The organism is Chryseobacterium sp. KLBC 52 (assembly GCF_003347605.1).
GTDB lineage: Bacteria > Bacteroidota > Bacteroidia > Flavobacteriales > Weeksellaceae > Chryseobacterium.
The window spans coordinates 20,396-44,728 of record NZ_QDFZ01000018.1 but is presented as its reverse complement, the minus strand read 5'-3'; the positions used below and the strand labels follow the sequence as shown (position 1 = coordinate 44,728).

The following is a 24,333-nucleotide window of genomic DNA, read 5'->3' as shown; positions in this document are numbered from 1 at the left end:
ATTGTTTTGAATTCAATTAAAGTTCTTTTTTATTGGTTTTTTATCATTTTTTATTACATATATTTGCGTTCATACTGTTAAAATGTGTTAAATATGAAAATGAAATTAATATTAAGTACTGCTGTGCTGTTCTTTGTAGGAGGTCACATGGTAGAAGCCCAAAAGGCTAAACGTGACACCATACCTCAGGATACTAAGATTGATGAAATTGTGGTGGTTGCTTATGGAAGCCAGAAAAGAGAAACAATGGTTGGCTCCAATACAGAAGTTAAAGCAAAACAATTTGCTGACCGTCCGATAACAAGTATCGGGCAGGCGCTGGACGGTGCCAGTGCCGGTGTTAAAGTAAGTACGGGTACAGGGCAGCCGGGAAGCTCGCCAAGTATTCAGATCCGTGGAATAGGTTCTTACGGAATTACAACAAATCCTTTATACGTAGTAGACGGGACTATATATACCGGATCTCTTGCGGCAATTAATCCCAATGATATCGCATCATTCAATATCCTTAAAGATGCTGCTTCTACCTCTCTGTATGGTTCTGCAGCTGCTAATGGTGTGGTTCTCATTACTACAAAATCCGGGAAAAAAGGAAAAGATTCTTTTAATTTCAGCATGAGTACCGGAGCGGTAGGAAGATCGATCCCGGAATATGACAGAGTGAATGTTTACCAATATTATCCGCTTATTTGGGAGTCACTAAGAAATGGAAGATTTGCATCTAATCCCTCATTAGGGCTCGCTGCTGCTAATAATTATGCTTCTATAGTTTTGGTTACTGGAAATACTGCATTCGGACCAGGGGTTCTAAAAACGAATGTATTTGACGTTGATCCTCATCAGTTAGTTATTGATGGAGTATTAAACCCAAACGCTAAATTGAAATATACAGATTTAGACTGGCAGAAACCTTTGATGAATACAGGATTCAGACAGAACTACGAATTGAATTACAGTGGAGGAAGTAATACTACAACATATTTTTCTTCCGTAGGATATACCAACGAAACCGGATATCTTATCAAATCTGATTTTGAAAGATTTACAGCGAGATTAAAAGTAGATTCGCAGGTTAAAAGCTGGCTGAAATTAGGAACAAGTATCAGTGGAGTCTCTTCCAATGGAAACAATTCGGTAGAAGGGGTGGATAACAATTCTGCTTATATCAACCCATACAGATGGACAAGAACGATGGGGCCGATCTATAGCCCCTATGCTCATGATCCTAATACATTCGCTACCCTTTATGATGCGGCAGGGAATATTGTGTATGATGCAGGAAGTGCCAGAGGCGCTGATGCAGCGGCTGGAAGAAATGTAATCCAGGAAACACTTTTAAACAAAGATCTCTCTAAAAATTATTATATTATTTCCAGAGCCTATGCAGAAATCAAAGTAGATCCCTATCTTACTTTGTCTACCAACGCAGGGTATGATATCAGAAACAACAGAAGAAGTACCTACGGAAATAAAATTATTGGTGACGCTGCTCCCGGAGGTTCGGCAGAAAAGTATAGCTTTACAGAGCAAACCTTTACCTGGAACCAGCTCCTGAATTATAAAAGAAAATTTGGAGACCATAATTTTGAATTCCTTTTAGGGCATGAAAATTATAAATTCATGTACGAGTACCTGTATGGATATAAAAAAGGCCAGATCGTAGATGATAATGACGAGCTGGTTAACTTTGTTACTCCGTCAACGCTTACTTCACGTACAGACAATTACAGAAAAGAAGGTGTCTTTTCAAGATTAAACTATGACTACAAATCAAAATATCTGCTTTCAGGATCTATCCGTTGGGATGGTTCATCCAGATTTGCCAAAGATGTAAGATGGGATTCATTCTGGTCAATTGGTGCGGGATGGAGACTGAAAGGAGAAGAGTTCTTAAGTAATTCTAATCTTATCAGTGAATTAAAGTTGAGAGGTTCTTATGGTGAAGTAGGAAATGACAGAACAGACAGTTATTATATGTATAAAAGTACTTATACTTTAGGATATAATAATGCTCAGGAACCCGGGATTTTATTTGGGTTTCTGGCAGATCCTTCGATTACCTGGGAGGCTAACAAGCAAACCGATGTAGGGGTTGATTTCGGATTTTTGAATAATAGAATTACAGGATCTGTAGAATATTATAACAGAGTGACTGAAGATCTTATTTTCCCGGTTCCTCTTCCGGTTTCTGCCGGAGTTCCTGATAATACGATCAGTAGAAATGTGGGGACAATGTATAATCGTGGCTTTGAATTCAGTATTAATGCAGACGTTATTAAAACGCAAAATTTTGTTTGGAATATCAATGCCAATGCATCAACACTTAAAAACCAGATTACAGAACTTTCCAACGGGATAACGGAAATTATTAACGGAACTAAAAAGATTTCTGTAGGGCACTCAGTGTATGATTATTGGTTAAGACAATGGTACGGTGTAGATCCGGCTGATGGTTCTCCATTATTCCTGGTAGCTGATGCCTATGCGAATACAACAGCTGCTGATATCAGAACCGTGAACGGCGAAAAGGTTACTACCAATTTCAATAAAGCGAAGTATGATTATTCCGGAACAGCAATTCCTGATTTGTTTGGAAGTTTCGGAACAACAATTTCCTATAAACAATGGTCATTATCTGCAATGTTTACCTATCAGTTAGGAGGAAAAACGTATGATTCCAACTATGCTGCTCTGATGTCCAGCTACTCACAGGGTGGAGCTTTAAGTACGGATATTCTCGACAGATGGACAACGCCTGGGCAGATCACTGATGTCCCTGCTTTGAGTACATCAACATATACCAGTTCAAATGCAGCTTCGTCAAGATGGCTGGTAAGCTCAGATTTTCTTACATTCAGACAAGCAACTTTAAGTTATAGCTTTAGTCCGGAAACTTTATCTCAGCTTGGAGTTTCAGGATTAAGGATTCTTGTGTCTGGTGAAAATTTGTGGAGTAAAACAGCAAGAAAAGGACTGGAACCTGCTCAGGCATTCAACGGTACTGCATCAAACAGATATACTCCGGCCAGAGTGGTAACAATTGGATTTAATGTATCTTTTTAAAAAATTAATTATGAAAAATATCGCGAAACAATATATAAAATGGGCTGTTGTGCTTTCAGTCTTTACAGGAATGGTCTCATGTGAAAGTGATTATCTGGAAACAGATCCTACTACTGCGGCTTCTGAAGAAGCAGCGTATTCAAGTTCAGCTAACCTTATGGCCATAATAAATGGAATGCATAGAGATATGTATTACAGACAAAGTGATCAGGGACAGAATGGTCAGGGTGGAATTATGATTATAATGGATGCTCTGGGAGATGACCTTGTCTTTCCGTCTACAGGAAATGGCTGGTATGTCTCAGCAGTAAGATGGCAGGATCAGGTAAATGATAATGCCTCCAATGATCTTTATCCTTACCAGTTTTATTATGCATTGATCAGAAATGCAAATATGGTTATTGCTAACGGTCCTTCTGTTCCTGCACCTACTGCAGCTGATGCCGCTACTATCAAAACAGCAATTGGTGAAGCATATGCATTCAGGGCTTTCTGTTATTATATGCTGGTTCAGATTTATGGTAAAAGGTACGTGCCTGGTACTAATAATACTCAACTTGGTGTTCCTATCAGATTAGTAGCAAACGAAATTCCTTTAGCCAGAAATACAGTAGAAGAAGTGTATACCCAGATCAATAAGGATCTTGATGAGGCGGCAAGCAGATTGGCTGGGGTTTCCAGAGCTACAAAATCACATTTTAATGATAAAGTTATTTTTGGATTAAAGGCTCGAATTGCATTGACGCAAGGGAATTATCCCGCAGCGGTAACTGCTGCTCAATCAGCTCGTGCTGGATTTCCATTGATGGATAATGCTACCTATAATGCCGGCTTTAATAATTTGGCAGGCAATGGAGAGTGGATGTGGGGAGCAACCATTGTCGCAGATCAGGGAGATACATTTTCAAATTTTGGAGCATATATGTCAAGGAACTTTAACTCTACGAATATTCGTCAGGCTCCAAAAGCGATCAACAGTAAATTATTACTTTCATTTCCATCTAGTGATGTAAGAACCAGGAATTTTGATCCGTCAGGTGCGCACACGGCACTTGCTTTACCTTCAACATATTCGAAATTCCCCTATACAAGCCAGAAATTTCTTGCAGCAAGTCAGGCAGACAGTAGAGTAGATGTTCCTTACATGAGATCTGCAGAAATGTACCTTATTGAAGCGGAAGCTTTAGCAAGATCCGGAAATGAAGCCGGTTCTAAAGCCGTTTTCAATGTATTTGCGAAAAACAGAAATCCATCTTATGCAGGTGCTGCTACAACAGGTGCTGCTTATATTACAGAAATTCTTGACAGCAGAAGACTAGAATTCTGGGGCGAAGGTTTCAGATTCCTGGATCTTAAGAGACTAAATCAAGGTTTAGATAGAACAGGTGCCAACCATTCTTCTGTGGTAACCAATAACTTAATGACAGTAGCTAATACAGATTTACGTTGGGAATTCCTGATTCCAAGAGCTGAGATCAATGCCAACCCATTGATTGTTCAGAATCCATTGTAACACGTACAGATTTTAATATATGATTGAGAATCCTGCTTTAGTAGGGTTCTCTTTTTTTTAGTAAACGATGAGGTTTTCTGTAAAAAATATTATCAAAATTTAAAATAAAGAGTTGGTACATTCAAAATAAATTATAACTTTGTAATTCAAAGTTCTTTTTATGGATTCAAAAAACTATCACGAAGACTTATCCCATATCCGTTCTATGATGGAACGGTCCTCCAGATTTATTTCGCTAAGTGGTTTATCCGGAGTTGTTGCAGGTTTAACGGCTATTATTGGAGCTGTATATGTGTATTTTGTTTTTCAGAGAGAAGGAATCAGTTATTTTGATGGGGACAGAAATATTCTGGGGCCTGCCTTGGTTAAGGAACTTGTTCTGATTGGGATTGCAATTTTGTTTGTAGCTGTCCTTAGTGGTTATATTTTTACCGCCCATAAAAGCAAAAAGAAAGGTTTGAAGATCTGGGATGCCACGACAAAGCGACTTTTGATTACCTTTGCAGTGCCTTTGGTAGCAGGAGGAATCTTTTGTCTCGCGCTTCTTTATCATCATCTTTTTGTTTTCATTGCTCCGGCTACGCTTATTTTTTATGGATTGGCTTTGGTAGCCGCAGAACGATATACATTAACGGATGTAAAGTATTTAGGATATCTTGAGATTATTTTGGGACTTGTTTCTTTGTTCTTTTTAGGATGGGGATTGCTGTTCTGGGCTATTGGTTTTGGTGTCCTGCATATTGTGTATGGATTGATCATGCATAAGAAGTATAAGTAATGGGAATTGGTTTCGTCATAATTATACACCTTTTTATGATTGCTGTTCTCAGTTTTATCTTTGCGGTGATAAGTGGTACTTTTACTTATTTTATCAGCAAAAAAGAAAATAGAAGACGGAAAATAATATTAGCATTAATAGCTCCTTTTGCAGCTTTGTACACGTTTTATATTGTTGGAATTATCGGTTTGTCCATGGTGTCTAATAATAAGAAAGTGGATGTTGGAATAGGTGATGCCTGGTATGTTCCTTTGAAAAATGCTCATCAGCTGTTATTTATTGATTTGCCTGAACAAGCGAGCATTAATACCGGAAGTGGGCTGACATTGGTTTCGCAAGTGACTAAAATAGAAGAATTGGGTAATTACGTTTTTGGAAAAACATTTGAAAACGAATATTTTTTCGTGGATTTACAAACAAATGAGGTAAAAACTTTTCAAACAGAGAAAGAGCTAAGTGCCTTACATGTAAATAAAAAACTCAATCTGGTAGACGCAACTGAGTTTTATTCAGAAAAGAAAAATGCTATTATGGGCTATTGGCCTTTGTTGATAATGTTGTTATCTCTTATTATCAGTATTGGAGCGGTGTACATATGGAAGTTAATATTAATTTTTTAGGTATAAAATTACATCAGGCCGAATTGATAGAGAAGTAAAGAAAATAAAAGATAGTCAGATTTTGACTGTTCCAGAATAGATAAGATAAAGTAAAATGATCAAAATAAATCAGCTCAATAAAGAATTCGAAAGCCGTGTAAGACTGGGTATTATGTCCGTTCTTATGGTTAACGACTGGGTTGATTTTTCCGAAATGAAAAACCTGCTCGAAATAACCGATGGAAATCTGGCAAGCCACAGCAATGCATTGGAGAAAGCTGGTTATATAGAAGTGAAAAAAGAATTTGTAGGCAAAAAGCCTAAAACCTCTTACCGCGTTACCCAAAGTGGAAGACAGGCTTTTAAGGAACATTTGAATGCACTGGAAAAATTATTGGGGCGATAGTCCTATATTTTTTTGAAAATTAACTTTGAATTACAAAGTACTTTTTAGATTTAAATTAAATAAAATGATAACACAAAAACAAAAAACACTCGCAATTTATGCCCTTCCACTGGCTTTACTCAGTATCCCATGGGTTGGAAATCTAGTGTCTAAAGAAGTAAACTGGTCAGGATCCGATTTTCTGATTGCAGCAGCTTTGCTTTTTACAACCGCTTTTCTCATCAATCTGGTCAGAAACAGAATTATAAAACAAAGTCAGAAAGTGATGATATGTATTTTCATTTTGTTGGCTATAGCATTGATATGGCTTGAGTTGGCAGTAGGGATTTTCGGAAGTCCGTTTGCCGGAAGCTAAAATTTGGTTTGTGATTAATCCTAAATACTTATGAAAGATTCAGAAATAATAAACCTGGGCAAGGCAGTATTCGGAATATTTTTTTCAATTGGAACTCTTTGTCTTTTAGGAGCTCTTATTACAAAAGATAGCTGGTTTGCAGGAGCAGGGTATTTGCTAATCGTTTTCGGAGTGCCAGTCAATTTATTATGCATATTGGGGTTTTTGACCTATGGTGTTATAAATACATCAAGATTTAAAGAATGTATGATAGCCATACTTATTTTGACAGCCAATATTCCCATCGCATTTACTTATGCTGTTATAGGCTTGGGGTATCTCAATTAATATCTATAAATATATCAATACTATTATGAAAAAAATACGCGTTCGATTCCTGCTTTTTGTATACGATAAAACTCAAAAATTATACAGAAAATATTTCAAAAAGAAAAAAAGACAGTGGCAGTTCAATGAAAAACAGCTACTGGAGTTTCAGGAAGATTCCTTAGGCCGAAAACTGGGAGAATTTTACAGGAAACACGGCTTCTCTATGATCCCAAAGATGGAAAACCATGATGTTCACCACCTGATTACCGGCTGTGGAACCAACTTCGAAGATGAAATTGCCATGCAGTATCTGCTCCTTGGAAACGGTAAACTCAATGCGCATCTTCTGGCAGCTGTCATATTAGGAACAATTATTCTCCCTGAATATGTGAAAATTTATATCAAAGCTTATAAAAAGGGACAAAATATGAGAACCTTTCATCATTGGGACTTTGAAGAATTGCTATGGCAGAATTATGAACATGTGAAAGACTTTATTCAACAGAAAGAAACAGTAGTTCTTCATTAAAAACCAAAGATAATGGGAAAAATAAAATTCAGTGCGCTGGGAGAAAAAACATTTTTAATTTCCTTTTTGCTGGGTACCTCTTTGTTGCTTTTATTTTGGATCACAAGAGCTGAATTTCTGATCATATTCGGGTTTTATTACGTTGTGATTGCTGCTGTAACGAACCTGTTGATCACTTTATATGAGTTGATGGAATACCTGAGTGATGTTTCCGAAAAGAAAAGAAACGGAAATTCTGTTCTTCTATTGCTGCTTAATATTCCTATTACTTTTCTCTACCTCACCCTATTCTTAATTTTTGATAATCTCAATACCTGGCCACATTAAATCTTTCAATTCTTTAAATTTTCAATCTTCAAATAATTGACCTCATGAAAACACATCATTATATATTTCTTACAGCCCTTCTCTTTGTCATCGTCTTTTATGATCAGGATGTTGGGCTGAATCTTGGAATTCTTGGAATTGTCTATGCCGTATTAACACTGTTTAGAACACCGGAAAAGAATAAAACAAGAACATTGTATGCACTTTTTGGAACAAGTATCCTGTCCAGTATTGCATTTGCCTGGTTCGGAGATTTTCCATCCTTTATTGCGGTGGTAAGCTCGCTGCTTTTGCTGGGATATAAATCGAAGAACAAGAGGTTGAAGATTCTCTTTTTAATTCCGGTTTTTATCGTAAACTGCTGTACTTCATTCTGCCGTTTTTTCAGCTTTGATGAATGGCTGCCTAAGAAGAATATTCCAGGATTATGGCAAAAGACATTCGCTTTCATCTTGATCCCGCTGGTGCTGGTTTCTGTTTTCTTTGGAATTTACTCTGCAGGAAGTGATCATTTTGCTGCTCTTTTTACAGATTATGAGCTGGATCTTAATATCTGGCAGGTATTCTGTCTCTCGGTTTTAGGGTTTTTTATCGCCTTTAATTACTGGAACTATGCGGTGGAAAAGCTTATCTACAAAAACAATCATGTCCTGGATAATGAGTTTAGTAAAGATTCCAGAATTCCCAAGGCTACTTATTCTTTTCTTGATCTTGATACAGAAAGAATGAGTGGAGTAATCTCTTTTGTCTTATTGAATGTCTTATTGGTGTTCTTTATTATTACCTATAATTATGAACAATTTTATGAAGCCTTAAAAACACCGGTTCAGCTTTCCGAAGAAACCCATGAAAGGGTGAATGCTGTAATCATGTCTATTATAATGGCAATTCTGGTGATCATGTTCTACTTTAAATCCGGATTTAATTTTGATCCAAAAGCAGGTTTGTTGAAAATTTTAGCCAAAATCTGGATTTTCCTCAATGCTGTTCTTGTGGTTTCCGCTGCCCTTAAAAACTATGAGTATATTATTAATTATGGATTTACCTATAAAAGACTTGGTGTATTTGCTTTCCTGCTTTTATCATTAGTTGGTCTGGCGTTGACTTTTATTAAAATTCAAAAGCAAAAAAGAAATATTTTCCTTGTTAATACAATGATCTGGTATTTTTATGGAGCTGTCCTTGTGTGCAGTTACTTCAACTGGGGTGGTTTTATTACTTCTCAGAATATGAAACGAAAGGATTTTGCGGTCAACTATCATGTAACGTCTATCAACTTCAGTGAAAAAGCACTGCTGAAATATGCGGATGAAAAAAATGACCAGAAACTTAAAAAGACCGTACAGGATAAAGTGAAAAACGAAACATTCAAAACATTCCTTTCCAGGATCTTATATTATCAGACCATCAAATAAAATATCATGAAAAATGTAATGGAATCCTCAAGATTTAAAATTAATGTATTGTTAATACTGATGACCCTATTCTGTTTCAGCCTTTCAGCTTTCAGATATTATATCAGCGATACAAAAGTGTTTTTGTTTCTCAACTGGAATCTTTTTCTGGCATGGATTCCTTTATTACTAAGTTCTTTTATTCTTGCCTTTAGTATCAAAAGCAAAACTTCACTGATCTTTATTATAATAGTCTGGATATTGTTCTTTCCCAATTCTCCCTACATTCTTACAGATCTTTTTCACCTCAGAGTAAGGAATGAGATACCGATCTGGTATGACCTCATTGTGATTCTTTCCTATGCCTGGACAGGGCTGATCAGTGGTTTTATAAGTCTTAATGATATTGAAAAAAGACTTTCTGATTATATGAATAGAACTATCATCAGCGGGGTCGTTGTCCTCTTTCTTTTCATGAGCAGCTTCGGAGTCTATCTCGGCCGGTTTTTGAGATGGAATAGCTGGGATGTTCTCAATAATCCCTTTGGTCTGTTCTCGGATATTGTGGTGAGATTTATCTATCCCATGGAATATACCAAAACATGGGGTGTTACTCTTTTGATGGGAATAATGCTCAACTTGATATACTTTACATTCAAATGGGCGGGAACACATCCCGAAAAAGAATTGCAGCCGGAAAATAAATCATTAAACGGATTGGAACAATTTTAGCATTTCAATGAGCGCAGCATCATACATGTTGATCCATTCTTAAAATTAATTATTATGAAAAAAAGCTTATTGTTAATTCCTTTGATTATTGTTGCCTGTAAAAAAGAACCTGCTGTGACAAACGTTCCGGAGAAGGACTCTACAGTGGTAACAGAAATGCCGGACTCTGTGGTAAAAAAAGATTCTGTAGCATTAAGGAAAAAAGATTCAATTATTAACAATGCTCCGGCCACTAAAGAAGTATTGCGCAAAGGCGTAATGAGAGATGAAAAAGACGGCCAGATTATAAGAACTGCAGACGCCAATCAGTTACCTTTTACCATTGGAGAAGAATTTACAAAAGACGATCAGGATTTGATTTTAAAACTGACCCGGTACGACCGTCCCAATATCAAAGCGAAAATATCAACAAAAGAGAAAGATTTCAATATCCGTTTCAATCAAATCAGACTTCCCAACGGGAACTATGACGGACCTTTTGGAAGAGAAATTACTTATGATACACCCGGAAATGGCGAAGTATGGTTAATTATCGGAAAAAGTAACATGGCTTCGGGAAATACCAAAGGAAGTTTCACAGTAACCGTGGAATAATACCGAATCAATTTGGTACAATTTCTGCAAACTAAATCTTTAAGTTTAAAATTTAAAATTATGAAAAATATAGTTCTAACAGCAATGGCCGCCTCAGCTGTACTCGTAAGTTGCGGAACCGTACAGTCGCTGGTTCAGAATACATTTCCCTACACAACAAATGTTTTGGTGTCTACGGGAGTTCCTGCAGACAAAGAAGTTTCTTCCACTGCAACAGCTACCAATGTACAGACATGGTTCGGAGGAAATAACAATGCGAAGATTAAAGATGTAAGAATTTCAGATGCAAAAATCTCCGTGGCGTCTCCTTCAGGGGGAAATCTGAGCGCATTCAAAACCGTAAAAATATACGTTTCATCCAACGGAACGGGGGAGAGATTGATTGCTTCACGCTCTAATATCTCGACCAATTCTTCCAGTTTAAATCTGGATCTTAATGATACCGGATTCCTGGATGAAATTGTAAAAAGCTCAGGATTAACGGTAAGAACCGTTTATGAATTGAAGAATCAGACTTCTTCAGATATGAATATCAAGGTAGCGCTTAATTTCAGCAGCGTTCCTGCAAAATAAAATCAATATAATTTGATAGCAAAAACCCTCTTTCAGTTTACTGAAAGAGGGTTTGAAGTAAAATGTATAAAAAATCTTGTATTTAGAGTTTGGTTAATTTTTCAACAACTCTTCTCTGGCCCTCATAAATATTGATGATGTACTGCCCTGTTGGAAGTTGTGAAATATCAATTTTTTCATTGGGTACAACAGAATTTTTAAGCACCGTACGCCCCTGAAGATTAATAATCTCTACATCCAGCTTTTTATTTTCACTGCTTGTAATGGCAATGAAACTGCTTGATGGATTGGGATAAATTTTAACTTCCAATGAAGGTAAAGTCTTAACAGGTGCTGCAAAATTACTTTCTAACTGAAGGATAGCATTCTTCACATTAGGAAGAGGACCAATCTTTTGGCCAGTCACAGTTCCTCCCTGAGGAATCCCCGTTGAAATTAATAGGTTTTTCATTGCTGAAGGTGTTAAATACTGACCTGTAGTCTGACGATAGAAAGACTGGATCAAAATAGCTGCAGATGAAACCACCGGTGTTGCAGAACTTGTACCGCTGAAATAATTATAAGTTCTGTTGTTATCATTGTCATATTTCGCATAAGATCCATACCCTGCTGCCATCACACTGCTTCCCCAACCCTGAACATCCACTCTGTTTCCAAAAGTACTGAAGCTTAATTTTGAATGGGTAGTGTTAGGAGATCCGGCCCCTACAATAATAGCTCCACTGTTTCCTCTTGCAAGGTAGGTCGCATAAAACGGGTCATCAAGATTCTGATTTCCATTACCGGCCGCTGCAATGATAATAATTCCTGAATCAGTAGCAGCTTTTGTAAGATCCCAGATTACTTTATCATATTCCGCAGGACAATACTGACCGTCTTTTCCACCAGTCTGCATTTCGTATAATATAATATCTCCGGCCTGAGATGCATTGATAGATCTGCTCACCGCAGAAGCTCGGTTGTATCCCACCGTCGTCCATTCCATATATCCTTTTATTTCAGAAGCACTGTAAGCAGCTCCTGTAAGCCCTATATTGTCTTTTATAGAACCTAAAATACTTACTACAGCAGTTCCATGGTCGCGGTAATTGTTATTAGCCAATCCAGCATTCGGAGAATAGCCGGGTTCAAGTTGTATAGAGTTTTGGTTAGACAGCATTTCATGAGTTTTATAGAAACCATATTCTACATCACGCACACGGATATTTTGTCCTGTGATTCCTCTTGACCATGCATATTTGGCGTTGATTCCCGGATTGTCATTCAGATAGGTCTGCAGGCTTTCCAGATCAGGAGTGGCCACAAAAGCATTTACCAAAGGTGGTTCGATAGGCTCGGCACTCATTACAGATACATATTCTATCTCAGGAAATTTTTCAAGAGTGTGGATGATTTTTTCTGAAGCTTCTTTGTTTTGAAGGGGAATGTCAGCCTTATAAATTCTTTTCAGCTTTTCCACAGACTCTCCGGAATTACCGATGGCTTTGCTGCTTCTGGCCATCTCATCGAGTTTGCTGTCCGTAAAATCCAGATCATACTTAAATGAAATGTGGTTTTCTCTTGAAAATCTTTCCAGGTCAGCATTTCTGCTGAAAGCCGTTTTTTCAGAATTGATGCCTTTTGAAAAGCAGACGTAAATAATTGAATTGTGATCGTTAGCCATTTTGGGCTGGCTGTCCTGTCCGAAAGACAATGTAGAACAGAACGCAAAAAATGCGAAAAGATTGATTTTTGTTTTCATATAATTTTGTTAAATGGTTGTGAATCAGTTTTGATTTACATCAAAAATAACAATAAAATAAAAACAAATCACATTTTTGTGAATTTAATTTTAAAATTTTCACTCTTTCCTTTTGTGTAAAGGATTTCTTTACTTACGAAAATAAACGTGACAGGTTTTCAAAACCTGTCACGTTTAAAAAAGATTATTTAATACCCGTATATCAAAAAAAATACGCTTCATAAATTGAAGCGTACCGAGTGTATTTTACACATTTGTTTTTCTCTGCTTAGCTTTTGGTGATAGAATCCATCACAATGGTAACCGGTCCGTCATTGACCAGGGAAACTTTCATATCTGCTCCGAAAATTCCGCTTTCTGTTTTTAATCCCGATTTGGCTATTTCTTCTTTAAAATAATCAAAAAGCGGTATAGCTTTATCCGGTTTTGCTGCCTTTATGAAAGAAGGCCTGTTGCCTTTTTTATAATCTGCAATCAGTGTAAACTGACTGATGCAAAGGATTTCTCCTGAAATATCTTTTACAGAAAGATTTAACTTGTCATCTTCATCTCCAAAGATTCTCAGGTTTAAAACCTTCTGTACAAGCCAGTCCGCATCCGTCTTTTCATCGTTTTCATCAATACCTGTCAGCAGCATAAGTCCTTTCCCGATTTCTCCAACAATTTTTCCGTCCACTTTTACACTGGCTTCGGAGACTCTTTGTATAACGATCTTCATCTTGTATTTTTAATAATAAACATTTAAAATTTTACTTGCAGCGTCGTAATTGTAAGGATAAGTTTTAGGCGGCAGGGAAGTTTTTGCGCCTGATTCCGGCTGCCCCGTACTTAAAATCCATCTGGTATTATCTTCAGGACATACAATGGCAATATTATCTTTTACCTCAAGAGTTGTATTGTTACCAGGACATATATGCGGGGCATTTCTGTCGTACACTTTAAATCCGTTGGCTGTTCGTACAATAATCAATCCTCTGGTTCCCGACTGCTGCTCGTTCACATAAATCCAGCCGTTGATATTGTTTAAAGCGTAATAAGCAGGAAGGTTTAAATTAAGCGATACATTGATGGGAACATTGGGGAAGCAGTTCACCGTATCTTCTCTGCTTCCACAAGAGTTTATGGTTAAATTGCTGAAAATCAATAGAATGAAAATGGATAAGATTGAAAAAGTTTTTTTCATTTCAATTTAAATTTTTATATATTTGTAAAAATTAAACGATTACAACACGAAAACATTGTCCGGCAAATGTCGGATTATTTTTTTATACTAAAACTAAATTTTGAAAATTATGGCAAGCTATGTTACTAAGGAGGGCCTAGAGAAAATGAAAGCTGAGCTGGAACAGTTGGAAACTGTGGAGAGACCAAAAATTACTCAGCAGATCGCAGAAGCAAGAGATAAAGGAGATTTATCGGAAAATGCAGAATACGATGCGGCTAAAGAGGCTCAGGGGATGCTTGAAATGAGAATTTCCAAGCTGAAAGATGTAATCTCTACCTCTAAAATTATAGACGAAAGCCAATTAGATACTTCAAAAGTTTCAATCTTAACAACAGTGAAACTTAAAAATAATGCTACCAAGCAGGAACAGGTATTTACATTGGTACCGGATAACGAAAGCGACCTGAAGACAGGAAAGATTTCTGTGAACACTCCTATCGCAAAAGGTTTGTTAGGAAAAGCTATTGGCGAAATTGCTGAAATTACTTTACCCAACGGAAACAAACTGTCTTTTGAAGTATTAGACATCTCTTTATAGTCTGATATTCCTTTCTATTTCTGAACTTCTAAATATCTAACCCAAACTTCCGATAAAATGAGCACTATATTCACAAAAATCATTAATGGCGAAATTCCCTCTTATAAGATTGCAGAAAATGAAAACTTTATTGCATTCTTAGACGCAATGCCTTTGGTGAAGGGACATACTTTAGTAGTACCCAAAAAAGAAGTGGATTTGATTTTTGATCTTGAAAGTGAAGAATACAAAAACCTTTGGGGATTTGCCCAAGAGGTAGCCAAGAAGATCAAAACTGCAGTTCCATGTGTAAGAGTAGGAGTAGCAGTGGTAGGACTTGAAGTTCCTCATGCACACATCCATCTGATTCCTTTAAATAAGATGGAAGACATGAATTTCAGAAATGAAAGATTAAAATTAACGAACGAAGAATATACAGAGATTCAACACTCAATTATTAATTCTTAACAACCAGAAAATCGTAAAAAAGTAATTTTTTACGATTTTCTTTAACATATACATATATATTATATCATATGAATTCCAACCAATGTTCTTTCTGTGGCAGAAAAAGAAATGAAGTACAGATGCTGATTTCTGGCCAGAATGGTTTTATTTGTGAAAATTGTATAGAGCAGGCGCATGCTATCGTAAAAGATGGTGCATCAAAAACAGGATATTCACCTGCTGATAGTATGGAAGAGCTTAAAAAGCCCAAAGAGATCAAAGAATTCCTTGATCAGTATGTGATCGGACAGGATCAGGCAAAAAAGCAGCTTTCCATTGCTGTGTATAACCATTATAAAAGATTGCTTCACGCTCAGGACGAAAACAGAGAAGTAGAGCTTGAAAAGTCAAACATCATCATGATCGGGGAAACCGGAACTGGTAAAACCCTTCTGGCAAAAACTATTGCAAGAGAGCTAAATGTTCCTTTCTGTATCGTGGATGCTACTATTTTAACCGAGGCAGGATATGTAGGAGAAGACGTTGAAAGTATTCTTTCTAGACTTCTGATGGTGGCAGATTACGATGTGGAAAAGGCTGAAAAAGGAATTGTTTTTATTGATGAAATCGACAAGATTGCCAGAAAATCAGATAATCCAAGTATTACAAGAGATGTTTCAGGAGAAGGTGTACAGCAGGGATTGTTAAAGCTGCTGGAAGGAAGTATTGTGAATGTTCCGCCACAAGGAGGAAGAAAACACCCGGATCAGAAATATATCCAGGTCAACACTCAAAACATTTTATTTATTGCGGGAGGAGCTTTTGATGGGATCAAAGAAATCATCGAAAGAAGAATGAACAAGCAGGCAATCGGCTTCAGCTCCGAAAAAATAAATAAAACAGACGAAGACGAATATATATTAACAAATATTAATGCAATTGATCTTCGTACTTTCGGTTTAATTCCGGAACTTTTAGGAAGATTTCCAATCATCACTTACCTCGATAAACTCACAAAAGAAACGCTGGTAAGAATCATGAAGGAACCTAAAAACTCTATCGTGAATCAATTTGTGGAACTTTTTAAAATGGATGGCACAAATTTGGTTATTACAGACGGAGCTATTGAAAAAATAGTAGAGGAAACTATTGAAAAAGGACTCGGTGCAAGAGGCCTTAGAGGGACTACCGAAAAAGTTCTAGAAGACTATATGTTTTCAATAGGAGAGGAGAAAGATATCATCTTAACTGAAGATAATGTTTTGATTAATAGATAAAAAATTTTTTTTTTAAGAAAAATAATAATACCTTTGCGGGTGAAGATTGTATTAACACACAAATAATTTATACAATGAGAAAAAGTTTATTTGCTATAGGTCTTTTAGCAATTAGTTACTCTGTTCAGGCGCAGATACTATGTCATGTTGACACTAATGCTAATATGTATGTGAGCGAAGGCACCCTAGTTTATAGCGGTGGAGGTGTACAAACAAAGGGTAATGGCCTTTTGGACGTGCATGGAAATATCATGGTTGTAGGATCTGGTACGGATCTCTTAAAAACAATTGATGCCAGCGGTGCTGATAAGACTGATGGCGGAAATATCATCTTAAGACTTAATACCCCTGCTTCTTTTGCTACTTCCACGTATGGCCAGCTGTACATCGATGGACTATCCCAGTCCAACATTACAGGTATTGTAACCAAAGAATACCGAACTACAAGTAATGGAAGTGGTAATTATTTCCAGCAAGTCGCTTTACCTTTCTCTGGTAAGGCTTTAAGTTCTTTATCTACTGAAGTTGGTAAGACTTTCAATACTGGAAGATACAGCAATCCAATTCTAAAGTGGGATAACGCCAATGCAGTTTCTGCACATTTTACAAATTTAGCATCTACTACTACTGACGGTCCGGGATATTATATGCTGAAAGTGTCCAACAATGACTGGAATCCAAGCACACCTGCAACAGGAACGGTTTTCAATATTAATGGAAAACCATATGCTCCGTTAGCTGGAGCTGTATCATTACAGAATGCCGGGAAATCTAACGTGGGACCTTCTAATGTTGTATTCGGAGCTGGAGGTAATGCTGTGAATTCTTACAATGAAAAGTATAACACTTATCTTGATGATTCCTTTGAATTTACTACAACGCCATGGTCCGGAACATTCGGCCAAAACTTCTATCAATTCGGTAACCCTTTCCTTACCAACCTAGATTTATCTAATATCGGATATACTGAAAGTGTTACAGGATCAGACGGAAATGCAGTAAAAAATATCTGGGGTATTGAATATAATCCGGGTACTGTTGTTACACTTCCTGGAGGTTCTACTTATGCTACAGGAGCACAGGTTGTTACTTATGTGGCTACAGGTGACGGAGTAGCTCCGGCAGTTGGAGATGTGAACTTAGATAAAATGGTTATCAAACCTATGCAGTCGTTTAAAATAAAGTTAAGAGACAATACAGCTCAGACTTTAGACTTTAATACACTGAGAAGATTCAAATCAACCGCAAGAACAGCAGGTACTCCAAATGGTGTAAATGCAGCTAAAATGGCTGGTAAGGGTACAAATAGTACAGTGAAACAGCTTGGGGTAATTGGTCTTGATGCTAATGGTAATGAGATTTCCAGAACGTATTACGTGGTTTCTCCATCATTTACAACAGGACACCAGGTTTCTACAGCTACAACAGTTCAAAGTTCAGCGGGTACTAGAATCATTGGTACTTACGAAGAAGCACTAAATGGTGGGTATGATAATAATTATACTAACTATTGGTTATATATTAACGAAGCTAATGAGAATAACTTCCAAGGTAAAAATGTTAAGTTAGTTAACTATAAACTTGACCAGGTTAAATCTTATAAGTTTGAGATCAGAGAAAATGCAGAACTTATTCCTGCTGGTACACACCAGTTATCTTCAGGAATTGGTTTCTACTATCAGGCAGAAAATGGAAATTTGGTACAGGCTAAACAGGGAGATGTTGTAGCGGTAACAAATGAAGAAGCTAACTTGTACTATGGTGAACCAAGTAATATTACTTTAGGTGTGGATAAAACAGCTCCTGGTGTTTCAAGAACACTTGTTGTTTATGATCCGTCTATTACAAATTACATTGTTAGATTCGATCCAAAATGGAAAAAAGCGGACATTCAAGTTTATGATATGAGCGGTAAACTGGTAATCTCTAAAAAAGCGGTTGAAACATCCAGAGATTTTGTAATCGAGCTAGATGGCTCAGTTAAAAATTCATATGTTGTAAAAATCGTTTCTGATAAGGGAGAAACTGTTAACACTAAAATCTTAAAATAAACCACATGAAAACTATTAATAAACTAGTCTTGGCATTTTTCCTGTTTGCTATATCTCTGGCAAATGCCGCTCCACCACAACCAGCAATCCCGGGAGGAGGAGGTAACGGAGGAAACGGTACCGGGTCACCTGCCTCACCAATTGATATGTATGTATATGTACTGGGTATCGTAGCAATAGGATTTATTGTTTACTTTACAAAAAAGTACAAGAGCGTAAAAGCATAAAATTTTATTAAAATAATATTAAACTCTCTGATTAGTCGGGGAGTTTTTTTATTTTTACTTTATGAAAAAGATTTATACGCTATCAGCGGTTTTGGCTGCATTGGCTTTGCAGGCTCAATTTACTGTTACAATTCAGACTCCGGCAGACTTTAAAGATAAGGATGCTATTCTATATACCTTAAACGGATCAAAAGATATTATTGTTACTAAAGAACAAAGTAAGAATAGTATATGGACTTTTAAATATCCAAGCCATTATATGGGGATGATGAAAGTTTATTTTCCGGGTTCTAATAATACCGTAAGCTTTATTTCTGAAAATAAAGATGTCAACTTTAAACTGGATATTCAGAACAATAAAGTAAAGGATGTTGCTTATCTGGATGAAGCCAATAATCTGATGAGTAAACAACAGGAAGGCTCACAAAAAAAAGAACTTATTTTGCCGGCTTTGGCACAGATCAAAGAATATTACAAAGACAATACGGATTTTGGAAAAGCTCTGAAAGCAGAAATTGAGAGACTTTCTGGTGCTTCAAGTTCTATTGATGCTACACAACACCCGTTTATTACTTATTATAATACGAATTACAGCAAGTTTCTTTCCAACTCACCCGATTCCGTGAAAAAAGTAGATCAGGAAGAAATAATCAACTTTCTGGACAAATCAAATGATATGCTGGAAAGCTCATCATTATTGAGACCTGTATTGGTAGCTTATCTGAATTCAGGAGGGAATACCAATGTTACGGCTTCTGTAGATAAGTTGTTAGACCGTCTAAAAGTAGAAACGCCAAGAGGGCAGACTGTTTTGTCTGAATTGATTGATATTTTTGATGTCTATCAGATGGATGAATACAAGAGCAAATATCTGTCTCTTGCCAAAAATCTTAAATGTACCATCACTGACAGGCTTGCTTCTACATTAAAATCGAACGCCAACATTGAAATGGGAGCAGTTTTCCCTAATTATAAGTTCCAGTCACCTGTTAATACCACTGCAAAATCATTACACGATATTAAAGCAGATAAAAAGGTTGTTGTCTTCTGGTCATCCACATGTTCACACTGTGAAAGTGAACTTCCGAAACTTTTGGAAAAATACAATGATCTGAAATCAAAAAATATTCAGATTGTAGGGCTGTCTTTAGATGTAGATAAGAATTCATATACTCAAAAAATTGCTGCATTTCCTTGGGTGAATGATTCAGAATTGAGAGGATGGAACAGTACTTACACAGATTTGTACAATATTCATGCAACTCCGACGTATTTTATTTTGGATGCTAACAATAAGATAATCAGCAAACCAGATCATGTTGGAGATGTTTTAGAATATTTTAAGGTAAAATAATTTTGGAGGTAAAGAAATATTTTCTATATTTGCACCACCAAAACGGCGAGGTAGCTCAGTTGGTTAGAGCGCAGGATTCATAACCCTGAGGTCACGGGTTCAATTCCCGTCTTCGCTACAATAAACCGCAATCATTGATTTAATGATTGCGGTTTTTACTTTTATAAGAGTTGCTCCTTTATCTTTTAATTCTTTCACCTAGATTTTACTTTTTCACGATTTCCTTCTTCTGATGGAATATTAAGGGAATAATTATACTTTTTCTGCTTCATTATAATGTTCGTTTAATTTTCATGATCAACTAATGCTATGATTGTCCTCATATTCGTCGTTTTCTTGCCTTTTTTTGAATGATCATATTTTTTGCAATAAAACCCTTTACTTAGGTAGTTTGTGGCTGTAACAGGCAGTTTAAACGAATGAGATTGATTGAACTTCTGCAAAACATTATCAGATGACTCGGAATTTTAAAAATAAATAATAAAAACCCCGTTTTACAATTTGTAAAACGGGGTTAATTTTTTAATAAAGCTTATTAAACCTGGTATCCAAGCAGCTTTCTGATCTGATAGAAGAATCTTTCAATCAACCGCAGATCCTGTGTTACAATTTCTGCGCTGCCTCTAAGCTCTTTATCGAATGTAAGCGTTTTGTTGTAGCTTGTTTTTAATCCTTTTGGTAAAATTACATCTACATAATAATTTCCTTTATCATCAGGAATCAGAGAGATGTTCTGTACCTTTCCTTCGATGATACCATATTCCTGGAATCGGTAGTTATCCAGTTTAATCAATACTTTCTCGCCTGGTGTTATTTTTCCTGAATTCGTGGTAGGAACAGACATTCTGCCCACTAATTGTTCTTTATTTTTAGGAAGAATAGAAAGGATGGGTTCACCTACCTTTACAAACTGGTTCTCGCCAAAGAACTGCTGGAAACTGGCAACACCATCAGTGGATGAGATAACAAGATAGTTCAGTTCCCACTGTTTTAAAGATTTTCGCAGCTGTTCAAGAAGTTGTAGAGTTTGTGAAGAGTATGTAATTCTGTCTTTTTCTGTATTAATGGCAGTTCCGCTTTTGGTCTTATTCAGATTGGAAATTCCTTCATCCATTTGGGATATGGAGATTTTAATATTCTCAAGGTTTTGCTGAGCCTGAAGATATTTGATCTTTTCGTTTTCAAGTTCCATGGCGGAAATAACCCCCTGGTTGAATAATTCCTGAGATCTGTTGAAGTTTTTCTTTGTCAGATCATATTTTATAGATTCCAGGTTCTTCTGCTGTTTCAAAGTAGCAATTCTTATTTTATATTCTGAAATGCTTTGATTAGCGGCCAGGTTTTCAGGAGCATAAGGCTGCAGTCTTGTGAAAAGCGCTTCATCCTGAAATGCTTTTGCAAAACTGTTATATTCACCCTGCAATTCACCCAGTTTAAATCTTGAAGCCTCAGCAATAGGGAAGGTATACAATTTATCAGGGGTGATAGAGTCTACCAGTTTTTTAAGCTCTAAAATATCTTTATAGTTAGCTGCAGATTGCATCACCATCAGAACATCATTCTTTTTAACTTCCTGATGGTCTTTTATGAATATTTTTTCAATTTTGGAGCTGGTTCGTGCTTCTATTTTCTCAGGAGGGTTCTGAGAAGTTACAATAATAGGAGCCGGTACAAATTCCGGATATTTTATAATGTAGCTCATAAAGAGGATCAACAGGAGGATCACAAATATCACAGTATTTCCCCATCGGATCATCCAGTGAGGTGGCTGGGTCAGAATATCCTGTACGCTCTCTGAGCGAAGTTCAATATTGTCTAAAACGTCTTCTTTCATTGTTCTGAGGTAAAATTTCTCCAATATTTCAGGGAGAATATAATTTAAATAAATGGAAAGTTTCCATCATACCCATTCCGGTGCTGAAGTATTTGCATCAGGCGGGTATTTTAGATTTTTCATTATTAATATTAGTCTTTTATTTAAGCTTTTCGAATTCTACTAAATACCATTAGCTGCCTAATTCAAGCTGATTTCTTACAAGTCTGTAATATTCCCCTCTTAAATCTACCAGGTCGGCATGGCTTCCTTCTTCAACTACTTTTCCCTGATCCAGTACAATGATTTTATCAGCATGTCTTACCGTTGAAAGTCTGTGGGCAATCACCACTGCTGTTTTACCTTTAAAGAACTGTTCAAGATTTTCCATAATCACTTTCTCATTATTGGCATCCAGTGCAGAGGTAGCTTCATCAAATAAAATATATTCAGGAGATTTGTAAACAGCTCTTGCAATGAAAAGTCTCTGTTTCTGACCACCACTGACACCAACTCCTTCATTTCCGATCTTAGTATTATAACTTAAAGGAAGGCTTTCAATAAAATCTTTGATATTGGCTATCTCTACAGCACGTCTCAGTTTTTGTTTATCTATATGATCTTCACCTACCGCAATATTATTGGCGATGGTATCATTAAATACATATCCTTCCTGCATTACAACTCCACAATGATCTCTCCAGTATCTCGGAGAAATATTTTTCATATTGGTATTTCCGATTCTGATTTCACCCTGGTCCGGATCATAGAATTTCATCAACAGTTTCAATAAAGTGGTTTTTCCGCTTCCGCTGGCTCCTACAATAGCTGTGGTCTGCTGATAAGGAATCGTAAGGTTCAGGTTTTCAAAAACCGGAACGTCAGAACCGATATACCTGAATGACATATCTTTGATTTCGATATCTTGCTTCGGAACATCTGTGACATACTGTTCATTTTTATCTTCTTCATCATCTTTATCATGGATTTCTCCTAATCTTTCAAGCGAAATCTTAGCATCCTGAGTCTGCTTGATAAAGTCGATAAGCTGAAGAAGCGGGCTGTTTAGCTGTCCAATAATGTACTGAACAGAAAGCATCATCCCCAAAGTAAGATTTCCACTTAAAACAAGTTTTGCAGAAAGGAAACTCACCAGAATATCTTTCATCTGATTGATGAAGTTTCCTCCAACAGACTGCCATTGTTCCAATGAAAGAGATTTTATCCGGATCTTAAAAAGTTTTACCTGTAGAAATTCCCAGTCCCATCGTTTTTGCTTCTCAGCATTATGCATTTTGATTTCCTGCATACCGTTGATAAGCTCAATGACTTTACTCTGTTCCTGAGATACCTGAGAGAATCTTTTATAATCAAGCTCTTTTCTCTTTTTTAAGAAAAAACTGATCCAGCCAATATATAATACGGCTCCTACAAGATAGACGATGAAAAGCCTGTAGTCATAAAATAATAATACAATACTGAAAATAATAAGGTTGACCAATGAGAATAATGTATTTAGTGAAGAGCTTGTAAGAAGCTGCTCAATTCTGTGGTGGTCATTAATTCTTTGCATGATATCTCCTGTCATTCTGGTATCAAAGAAACTTATCGGAAGTTTCATCAATTTGATAAAGAAATCGGAGATAATCGAAATGTTGATTCTTGCAGAAAGGTGAAGAAGGATCCAGCTTCGGATGGTCTCAATTCCCATTCTTCCCAGAAATAGCATGATCTGAGCAAGTAAAACTACATAGATAAAATTAATATCCTGATTCTGAATCCCGACATCTACGATACTTTGGGTAAGAAAAGGGAATATCAGGGAAAGTAAACTTCCTCCCAATAACCCGATGGCTAATTGTATCACAAGTGTTTTATACTTGAGAAGATATTTGGATAAGAAGGTAAAGCTTGCCTTACTCTCTTCAGCGTCAAACTCTGTCTGGAAGAATGCAGGCGTTGTTTCAAGAATCAGAACAATTCCTTCTTCTGTATTTTCGTTGGCATTTTCTCCAATCCAGGACTTGATGAATTCTTCTTTGGTATAAGTAATCAGTCCATAGCTGGGATCTGAAATATAGACTTTGTTGTTTTTGTCGATTTTATAGACAACAACAAAATGGTTTTTATTCCAGTGTGCTACACATGGAAAAGGAACTTCTTCCTTGAGGGTATTAAAATCAATCTGGACTCCCATTGAGCGGAACCCAAGATTTTCGGCGGCATCGCTCAGGCCAAGAAGGCTGCTTCCTTCACGTGTTGTTTCGGAAAGGTTACGAATCTGCTGCAGGGATATACTTTTACCATAATACTTACTGACAATTCTGAGGCATGTAGGCCCACAGTCTTTGGTATCTGGTTGCTTGTAAAAAGGAAACTTTTTTTTCAAAACTACTACTCATTATAAAATGCCGTCAATAAATGACGACATTTTTGCTTTAATTCAATTATAATTCAATGAAATGGTAAACAGGAAATAGTCCCATTAATCACCGTTTTTCTACTCTTT

General features: G+C 36.6%; 24 protein-coding genes and 1 tRNA gene. 20 read left to right on the top strand and 5 right to left on the bottom strand.

Annotated elements, in window-relative coordinates; all coding sequences use genetic code 11:
- Positions 1 to 93 precede the first annotated feature (93 nt).
- The 13 genes from DDF69_RS17855 to DDF69_RS17795 all read left to right on the top strand — a co-directional run bounded on the left by DDF69_RS17855 (position 94) and on the right by DDF69_RS17795 (position 11,172).
- Positions 94 to 3,063 (top strand): SusC/RagA family TonB-linked outer membrane protein, encoded by a 2,970-nt coding sequence (locus DDF69_RS17855; protein ID WP_228412037.1) that lies wholly within the window; start codon positions 94 to 96, stop codon positions 3,061 to 3,063.
- A gap of 10 nt (positions 3,064 to 3,073) precedes the next feature.
- Positions 3,074 to 4,576 (top strand): RagB/SusD family nutrient uptake outer membrane protein, encoded by a 1,503-nt coding sequence (locus DDF69_RS17850; protein WP_114822035.1) that lies wholly within the window; start codon positions 3,074 to 3,076, stop codon positions 4,574 to 4,576.
- A gap of 160 nt (positions 4,577 to 4,736) precedes the next feature.
- On the top strand, positions 4,737 to 5,354 hold the full coding sequence (locus tag DDF69_RS17845) for a hypothetical protein (RefSeq protein WP_114821971.1): 618 nt from the start codon (positions 4,737 to 4,739) through the stop codon (positions 5,352 to 5,354).
- Between the two features lie 35 nt (positions 5,355 to 5,389).
- The gene (locus DDF69_RS17840; RefSeq protein WP_162800960.1) at positions 5,390 to 5,974 is read left to right on the top strand and encodes a hypothetical protein; all 585 of its coding nucleotides are present in this window, start codon (positions 5,390 to 5,392) and stop codon (positions 5,972 to 5,974) included.
- 94 nt (positions 5,975 to 6,068) lie between these two features.
- Positions 6,069 to 6,359 carry a winged helix-turn-helix domain-containing protein gene (locus DDF69_RS17835; protein ID WP_114821969.1) on the top strand — a complete coding sequence of 97 codons (291 nt, stop codon included), beginning with the start codon at positions 6,069 to 6,071 and terminating at the stop codon, positions 6,357 to 6,359.
- A gap of 64 nt (positions 6,360 to 6,423) precedes the next feature.
- Entirely contained in the window at positions 6,424 to 6,714 is a 291-nt protein-coding gene (locus tag DDF69_RS17830; RefSeq protein ID WP_114821968.1) for a hypothetical protein, read from the top strand.
- Between the two features lie 30 nt (positions 6,715 to 6,744).
- Entirely contained in the window at positions 6,745 to 7,041 is a 297-nt protein-coding gene (locus DDF69_RS17825; RefSeq protein WP_114821967.1) for a hypothetical protein, read from the top strand.
- 25 nt (positions 7,042 to 7,066) lie between these two features.
- Positions 7,067 to 7,552: a Coq4 family protein gene (locus DDF69_RS17820; protein ID WP_114821966.1), complete on the top strand. Its 486-nt coding sequence runs from the start codon at positions 7,067 to 7,069 to the stop codon at positions 7,550 to 7,552.
- 12 nt (positions 7,553 to 7,564) lie between these two features.
- On the top strand, positions 7,565 to 7,879 hold the full coding sequence (locus tag DDF69_RS17815) for a hypothetical protein (protein ID WP_114821965.1): 315 nt from the start codon (positions 7,565 to 7,567) through the stop codon (positions 7,877 to 7,879).
- Between the two features lie 44 nt (positions 7,880 to 7,923).
- The gene (locus DDF69_RS17810; protein ID WP_114821964.1) at positions 7,924 to 9,294 is read left to right on the top strand and encodes a DUF4173 domain-containing protein; all 1,371 of its coding nucleotides are present in this window, start codon (positions 7,924 to 7,926) and stop codon (positions 9,292 to 9,294) included.
- Positions 9,295 to 9,300: 6 nt separating this feature from the next.
- Positions 9,301 to 10,005: a DUF1361 domain-containing protein gene (locus DDF69_RS17805; RefSeq protein ID WP_114821963.1), complete on the top strand. Its 705-nt coding sequence runs from the start codon at positions 9,301 to 9,303 to the stop codon at positions 10,003 to 10,005.
- A 54-nt stretch (positions 10,006 to 10,059) separates the two neighbouring features.
- The gene (locus DDF69_RS17800) at positions 10,060 to 10,599 is read left to right on the top strand and encodes a hypothetical protein (RefSeq protein ID WP_114821962.1); all 540 of its coding nucleotides are present in this window, start codon (positions 10,060 to 10,062) and stop codon (positions 10,597 to 10,599) included.
- A gap of 60 nt (positions 10,600 to 10,659) precedes the next feature.
- Positions 10,660 to 11,172, top strand: a complete 513-nt coding sequence (locus DDF69_RS17795) for a hypothetical protein (protein WP_047383035.1) — start codon at positions 10,660 to 10,662, stop codon at positions 11,170 to 11,172.
- Between the two features lie 82 nt (positions 11,173 to 11,254).
- On the opposite strand, the gene DDF69_RS17790 is transcribed toward DDF69_RS17795, so the two are convergent.
- From DDF69_RS17790 to DDF69_RS17780, 3 genes are all read right to left on the bottom strand, one after another.
- Positions 11,255 to 12,913, bottom strand: a complete 1,659-nt coding sequence (locus tag DDF69_RS17790; RefSeq protein ID WP_114821961.1) for a S8 family peptidase — start codon at positions 12,911 to 12,913, stop codon at positions 11,255 to 11,257.
- A gap of 268 nt (positions 12,914 to 13,181) precedes the next feature.
- The gene (dtd, locus tag DDF69_RS17785; protein ID WP_114821960.1) at positions 13,182 to 13,631 is read right to left on the bottom strand and encodes a D-aminoacyl-tRNA deacylase; all 450 of its coding nucleotides are present in this window, start codon (positions 13,629 to 13,631) and stop codon (positions 13,182 to 13,184) included.
- A 9-nt stretch (positions 13,632 to 13,640) separates the two neighbouring features.
- Complete coding sequence (locus DDF69_RS17780) at positions 13,641 to 14,096, bottom strand: hypothetical protein (protein ID WP_114821959.1); 456 nt, start codon at positions 14,094 to 14,096, stop codon at positions 13,641 to 13,643.
- A 109-nt stretch (positions 14,097 to 14,205) separates the two neighbouring features.
- On the opposite strand from DDF69_RS17780, the gene greA reads away from it, so the two are divergent.
- From greA to DDF69_RS17745, 7 genes are all read left to right on the top strand, one after another.
- A complete protein-coding gene (greA, locus tag DDF69_RS17775; protein ID WP_034695856.1) occupies positions 14,206 to 14,676 on the top strand; it encodes a transcription elongation factor GreA in 471 nt (156 codons plus the stop codon).
- 57 nt (positions 14,677 to 14,733) lie between these two features.
- Positions 14,734 to 15,123: an HIT family protein gene (locus tag DDF69_RS17770; protein ID WP_047429226.1), complete on the top strand. Its 390-nt coding sequence runs from the start codon at positions 14,734 to 14,736 to the stop codon at positions 15,121 to 15,123.
- Positions 15,124 to 15,191: 68 nt separating this feature from the next.
- Complete coding sequence (gene clpX / locus DDF69_RS17765; RefSeq protein WP_114821958.1) at positions 15,192 to 16,379, top strand: ATP-dependent Clp protease ATP-binding subunit ClpX; 1,188 nt, start codon at positions 15,192 to 15,194, stop codon at positions 16,377 to 16,379.
- A gap of 74 nt (positions 16,380 to 16,453) precedes the next feature.
- Positions 16,454 to 18,430: a T9SS type A sorting domain-containing protein gene (locus DDF69_RS17760; RefSeq protein WP_114821957.1), complete on the top strand. Its 1,977-nt coding sequence runs from the start codon at positions 16,454 to 16,456 to the stop codon at positions 18,428 to 18,430.
- 5 nt (positions 18,431 to 18,435) lie between these two features.
- Positions 18,436 to 18,657: a signal peptidase gene (locus tag DDF69_RS17755; protein WP_082001925.1), complete on the top strand. Its 222-nt coding sequence runs from the start codon at positions 18,436 to 18,438 to the stop codon at positions 18,655 to 18,657.
- Between the two features lie 61 nt (positions 18,658 to 18,718).
- On the top strand, positions 18,719 to 20,011 hold the full coding sequence (locus DDF69_RS17750; protein ID WP_114821956.1) for a TlpA family protein disulfide reductase: 1,293 nt from the start codon (positions 18,719 to 18,721) through the stop codon (positions 20,009 to 20,011).
- Between the two features lie 44 nt (positions 20,012 to 20,055).
- Positions 20,056 to 20,129: transfer RNA gene (locus tag DDF69_RS17745), tRNA-Met, on the top strand.
- Positions 20,130 to 20,546: 417 nt separating this feature from the next.
- Here DDF69_RS17745 and DDF69_RS17740 read toward each other — a convergent pair.
- Both DDF69_RS17740 and DDF69_RS17735 read right to left on the bottom strand, forming a co-directional pair.
- Entirely contained in the window at positions 20,547 to 21,845 is a 1,299-nt protein-coding gene (locus DDF69_RS17740) for an HlyD family secretion protein (RefSeq protein WP_114821955.1), read from the bottom strand.
- 172 nt (positions 21,846 to 22,017) lie between these two features.
- Positions 22,018 to 24,213: a peptidase domain-containing ABC transporter gene (locus DDF69_RS17735; protein WP_114821954.1), complete on the bottom strand. Its 2,196-nt coding sequence runs from the start codon at positions 24,211 to 24,213 to the stop codon at positions 22,018 to 22,020.
- Between the last annotated feature and the right edge of the window lie 120 nt (positions 24,214 to 24,333).

Bases quoted from the DNA above. Each gene is read 5' to 3' on its own strand.
- DDF69_RS17855 (WP_228412037.1), top strand. From the start codon at position 94: ATGAAAATGAAATTAATATTAAGTACTGCTGTGCTGTTCTTTGTAGGA.
- DDF69_RS17850 (WP_114822035.1), top strand. From the start codon at position 3,074: ATGAAAAATATCGCGAAACAATATATAAAATGGGCTGTTGTGCTTTCA.
- DDF69_RS17845 (WP_114821971.1), top strand. From the start codon at position 4,737: ATGGATTCAAAAAACTATCACGAAGACTTATCCCATATCCGTTCTATG.
- DDF69_RS17840 (WP_162800960.1), top strand. From the start codon at position 5,390: ATGATTGCTGTTCTCAGTTTTATCTTTGCGGTGATAAGTGGTACTTTT.
- DDF69_RS17835 (WP_114821969.1), top strand. From the start codon at position 6,069: ATGATCAAAATAAATCAGCTCAATAAAGAATTCGAAAGCCGTGTAAGA.
- DDF69_RS17830 (WP_114821968.1), top strand. From the start codon at position 6,424: ATGATAACACAAAAACAAAAAACACTCGCAATTTATGCCCTTCCACTG.
- DDF69_RS17825 (WP_114821967.1), top strand. From the start codon at position 6,745: ATGAAAGATTCAGAAATAATAAACCTGGGCAAGGCAGTATTCGGAATA.
- DDF69_RS17820 (WP_114821966.1), top strand. From the start codon at position 7,067: ATGAAAAAAATACGCGTTCGATTCCTGCTTTTTGTATACGATAAAACT.
- DDF69_RS17815 (WP_114821965.1), top strand. From the start codon at position 7,565: ATGGGAAAAATAAAATTCAGTGCGCTGGGAGAAAAAACATTTTTAATT.
- DDF69_RS17810 (WP_114821964.1), top strand. From the start codon at position 7,924: ATGAAAACACATCATTATATATTTCTTACAGCCCTTCTCTTTGTCATC.
- DDF69_RS17805 (WP_114821963.1), top strand. From the start codon at position 9,301: ATGAAAAATGTAATGGAATCCTCAAGATTTAAAATTAATGTATTGTTA.
- DDF69_RS17800 (WP_114821962.1), top strand. From the start codon at position 10,060: ATGAAAAAAAGCTTATTGTTAATTCCTTTGATTATTGTTGCCTGTAAA.
- DDF69_RS17795 (WP_047383035.1), top strand. From the start codon at position 10,660: ATGAAAAATATAGTTCTAACAGCAATGGCCGCCTCAGCTGTACTCGTA.
- DDF69_RS17790 (WP_114821961.1), bottom strand. From the start codon at position 12,913: ATGAAAACAAAAATCAATCTTTTCGCATTTTTTGCGTTCTGTTCTACA.
- dtd (WP_114821960.1), bottom strand. From the start codon at position 13,631: ATGAAGATCGTTATACAAAGAGTCTCCGAAGCCAGTGTAAAAGTGGAC.
- DDF69_RS17780 (WP_114821959.1), bottom strand. From the start codon at position 14,096: ATGAAAAAAACTTTTTCAATCTTATCCATTTTCATTCTATTGATTTTC.
- greA (WP_034695856.1), top strand. From the start codon at position 14,206: ATGGCAAGCTATGTTACTAAGGAGGGCCTAGAGAAAATGAAAGCTGAG.
- DDF69_RS17770 (WP_047429226.1), top strand. From the start codon at position 14,734: ATGAGCACTATATTCACAAAAATCATTAATGGCGAAATTCCCTCTTAT.
- clpX (WP_114821958.1), top strand. From the start codon at position 15,192: ATGAATTCCAACCAATGTTCTTTCTGTGGCAGAAAAAGAAATGAAGTA.
- DDF69_RS17760 (WP_114821957.1), top strand. From the start codon at position 16,454: ATGAGAAAAAGTTTATTTGCTATAGGTCTTTTAGCAATTAGTTACTCT.
- DDF69_RS17755 (WP_082001925.1), top strand. From the start codon at position 18,436: ATGAAAACTATTAATAAACTAGTCTTGGCATTTTTCCTGTTTGCTATA.
- DDF69_RS17750 (WP_114821956.1), top strand. From the start codon at position 18,719: ATGAAAAAGATTTATACGCTATCAGCGGTTTTGGCTGCATTGGCTTTG.
- DDF69_RS17740 (WP_114821955.1), bottom strand. From the start codon at position 21,845: ATGAAAGAAGACGTTTTAGACAATATTGAACTTCGCTCAGAGAGCGTA.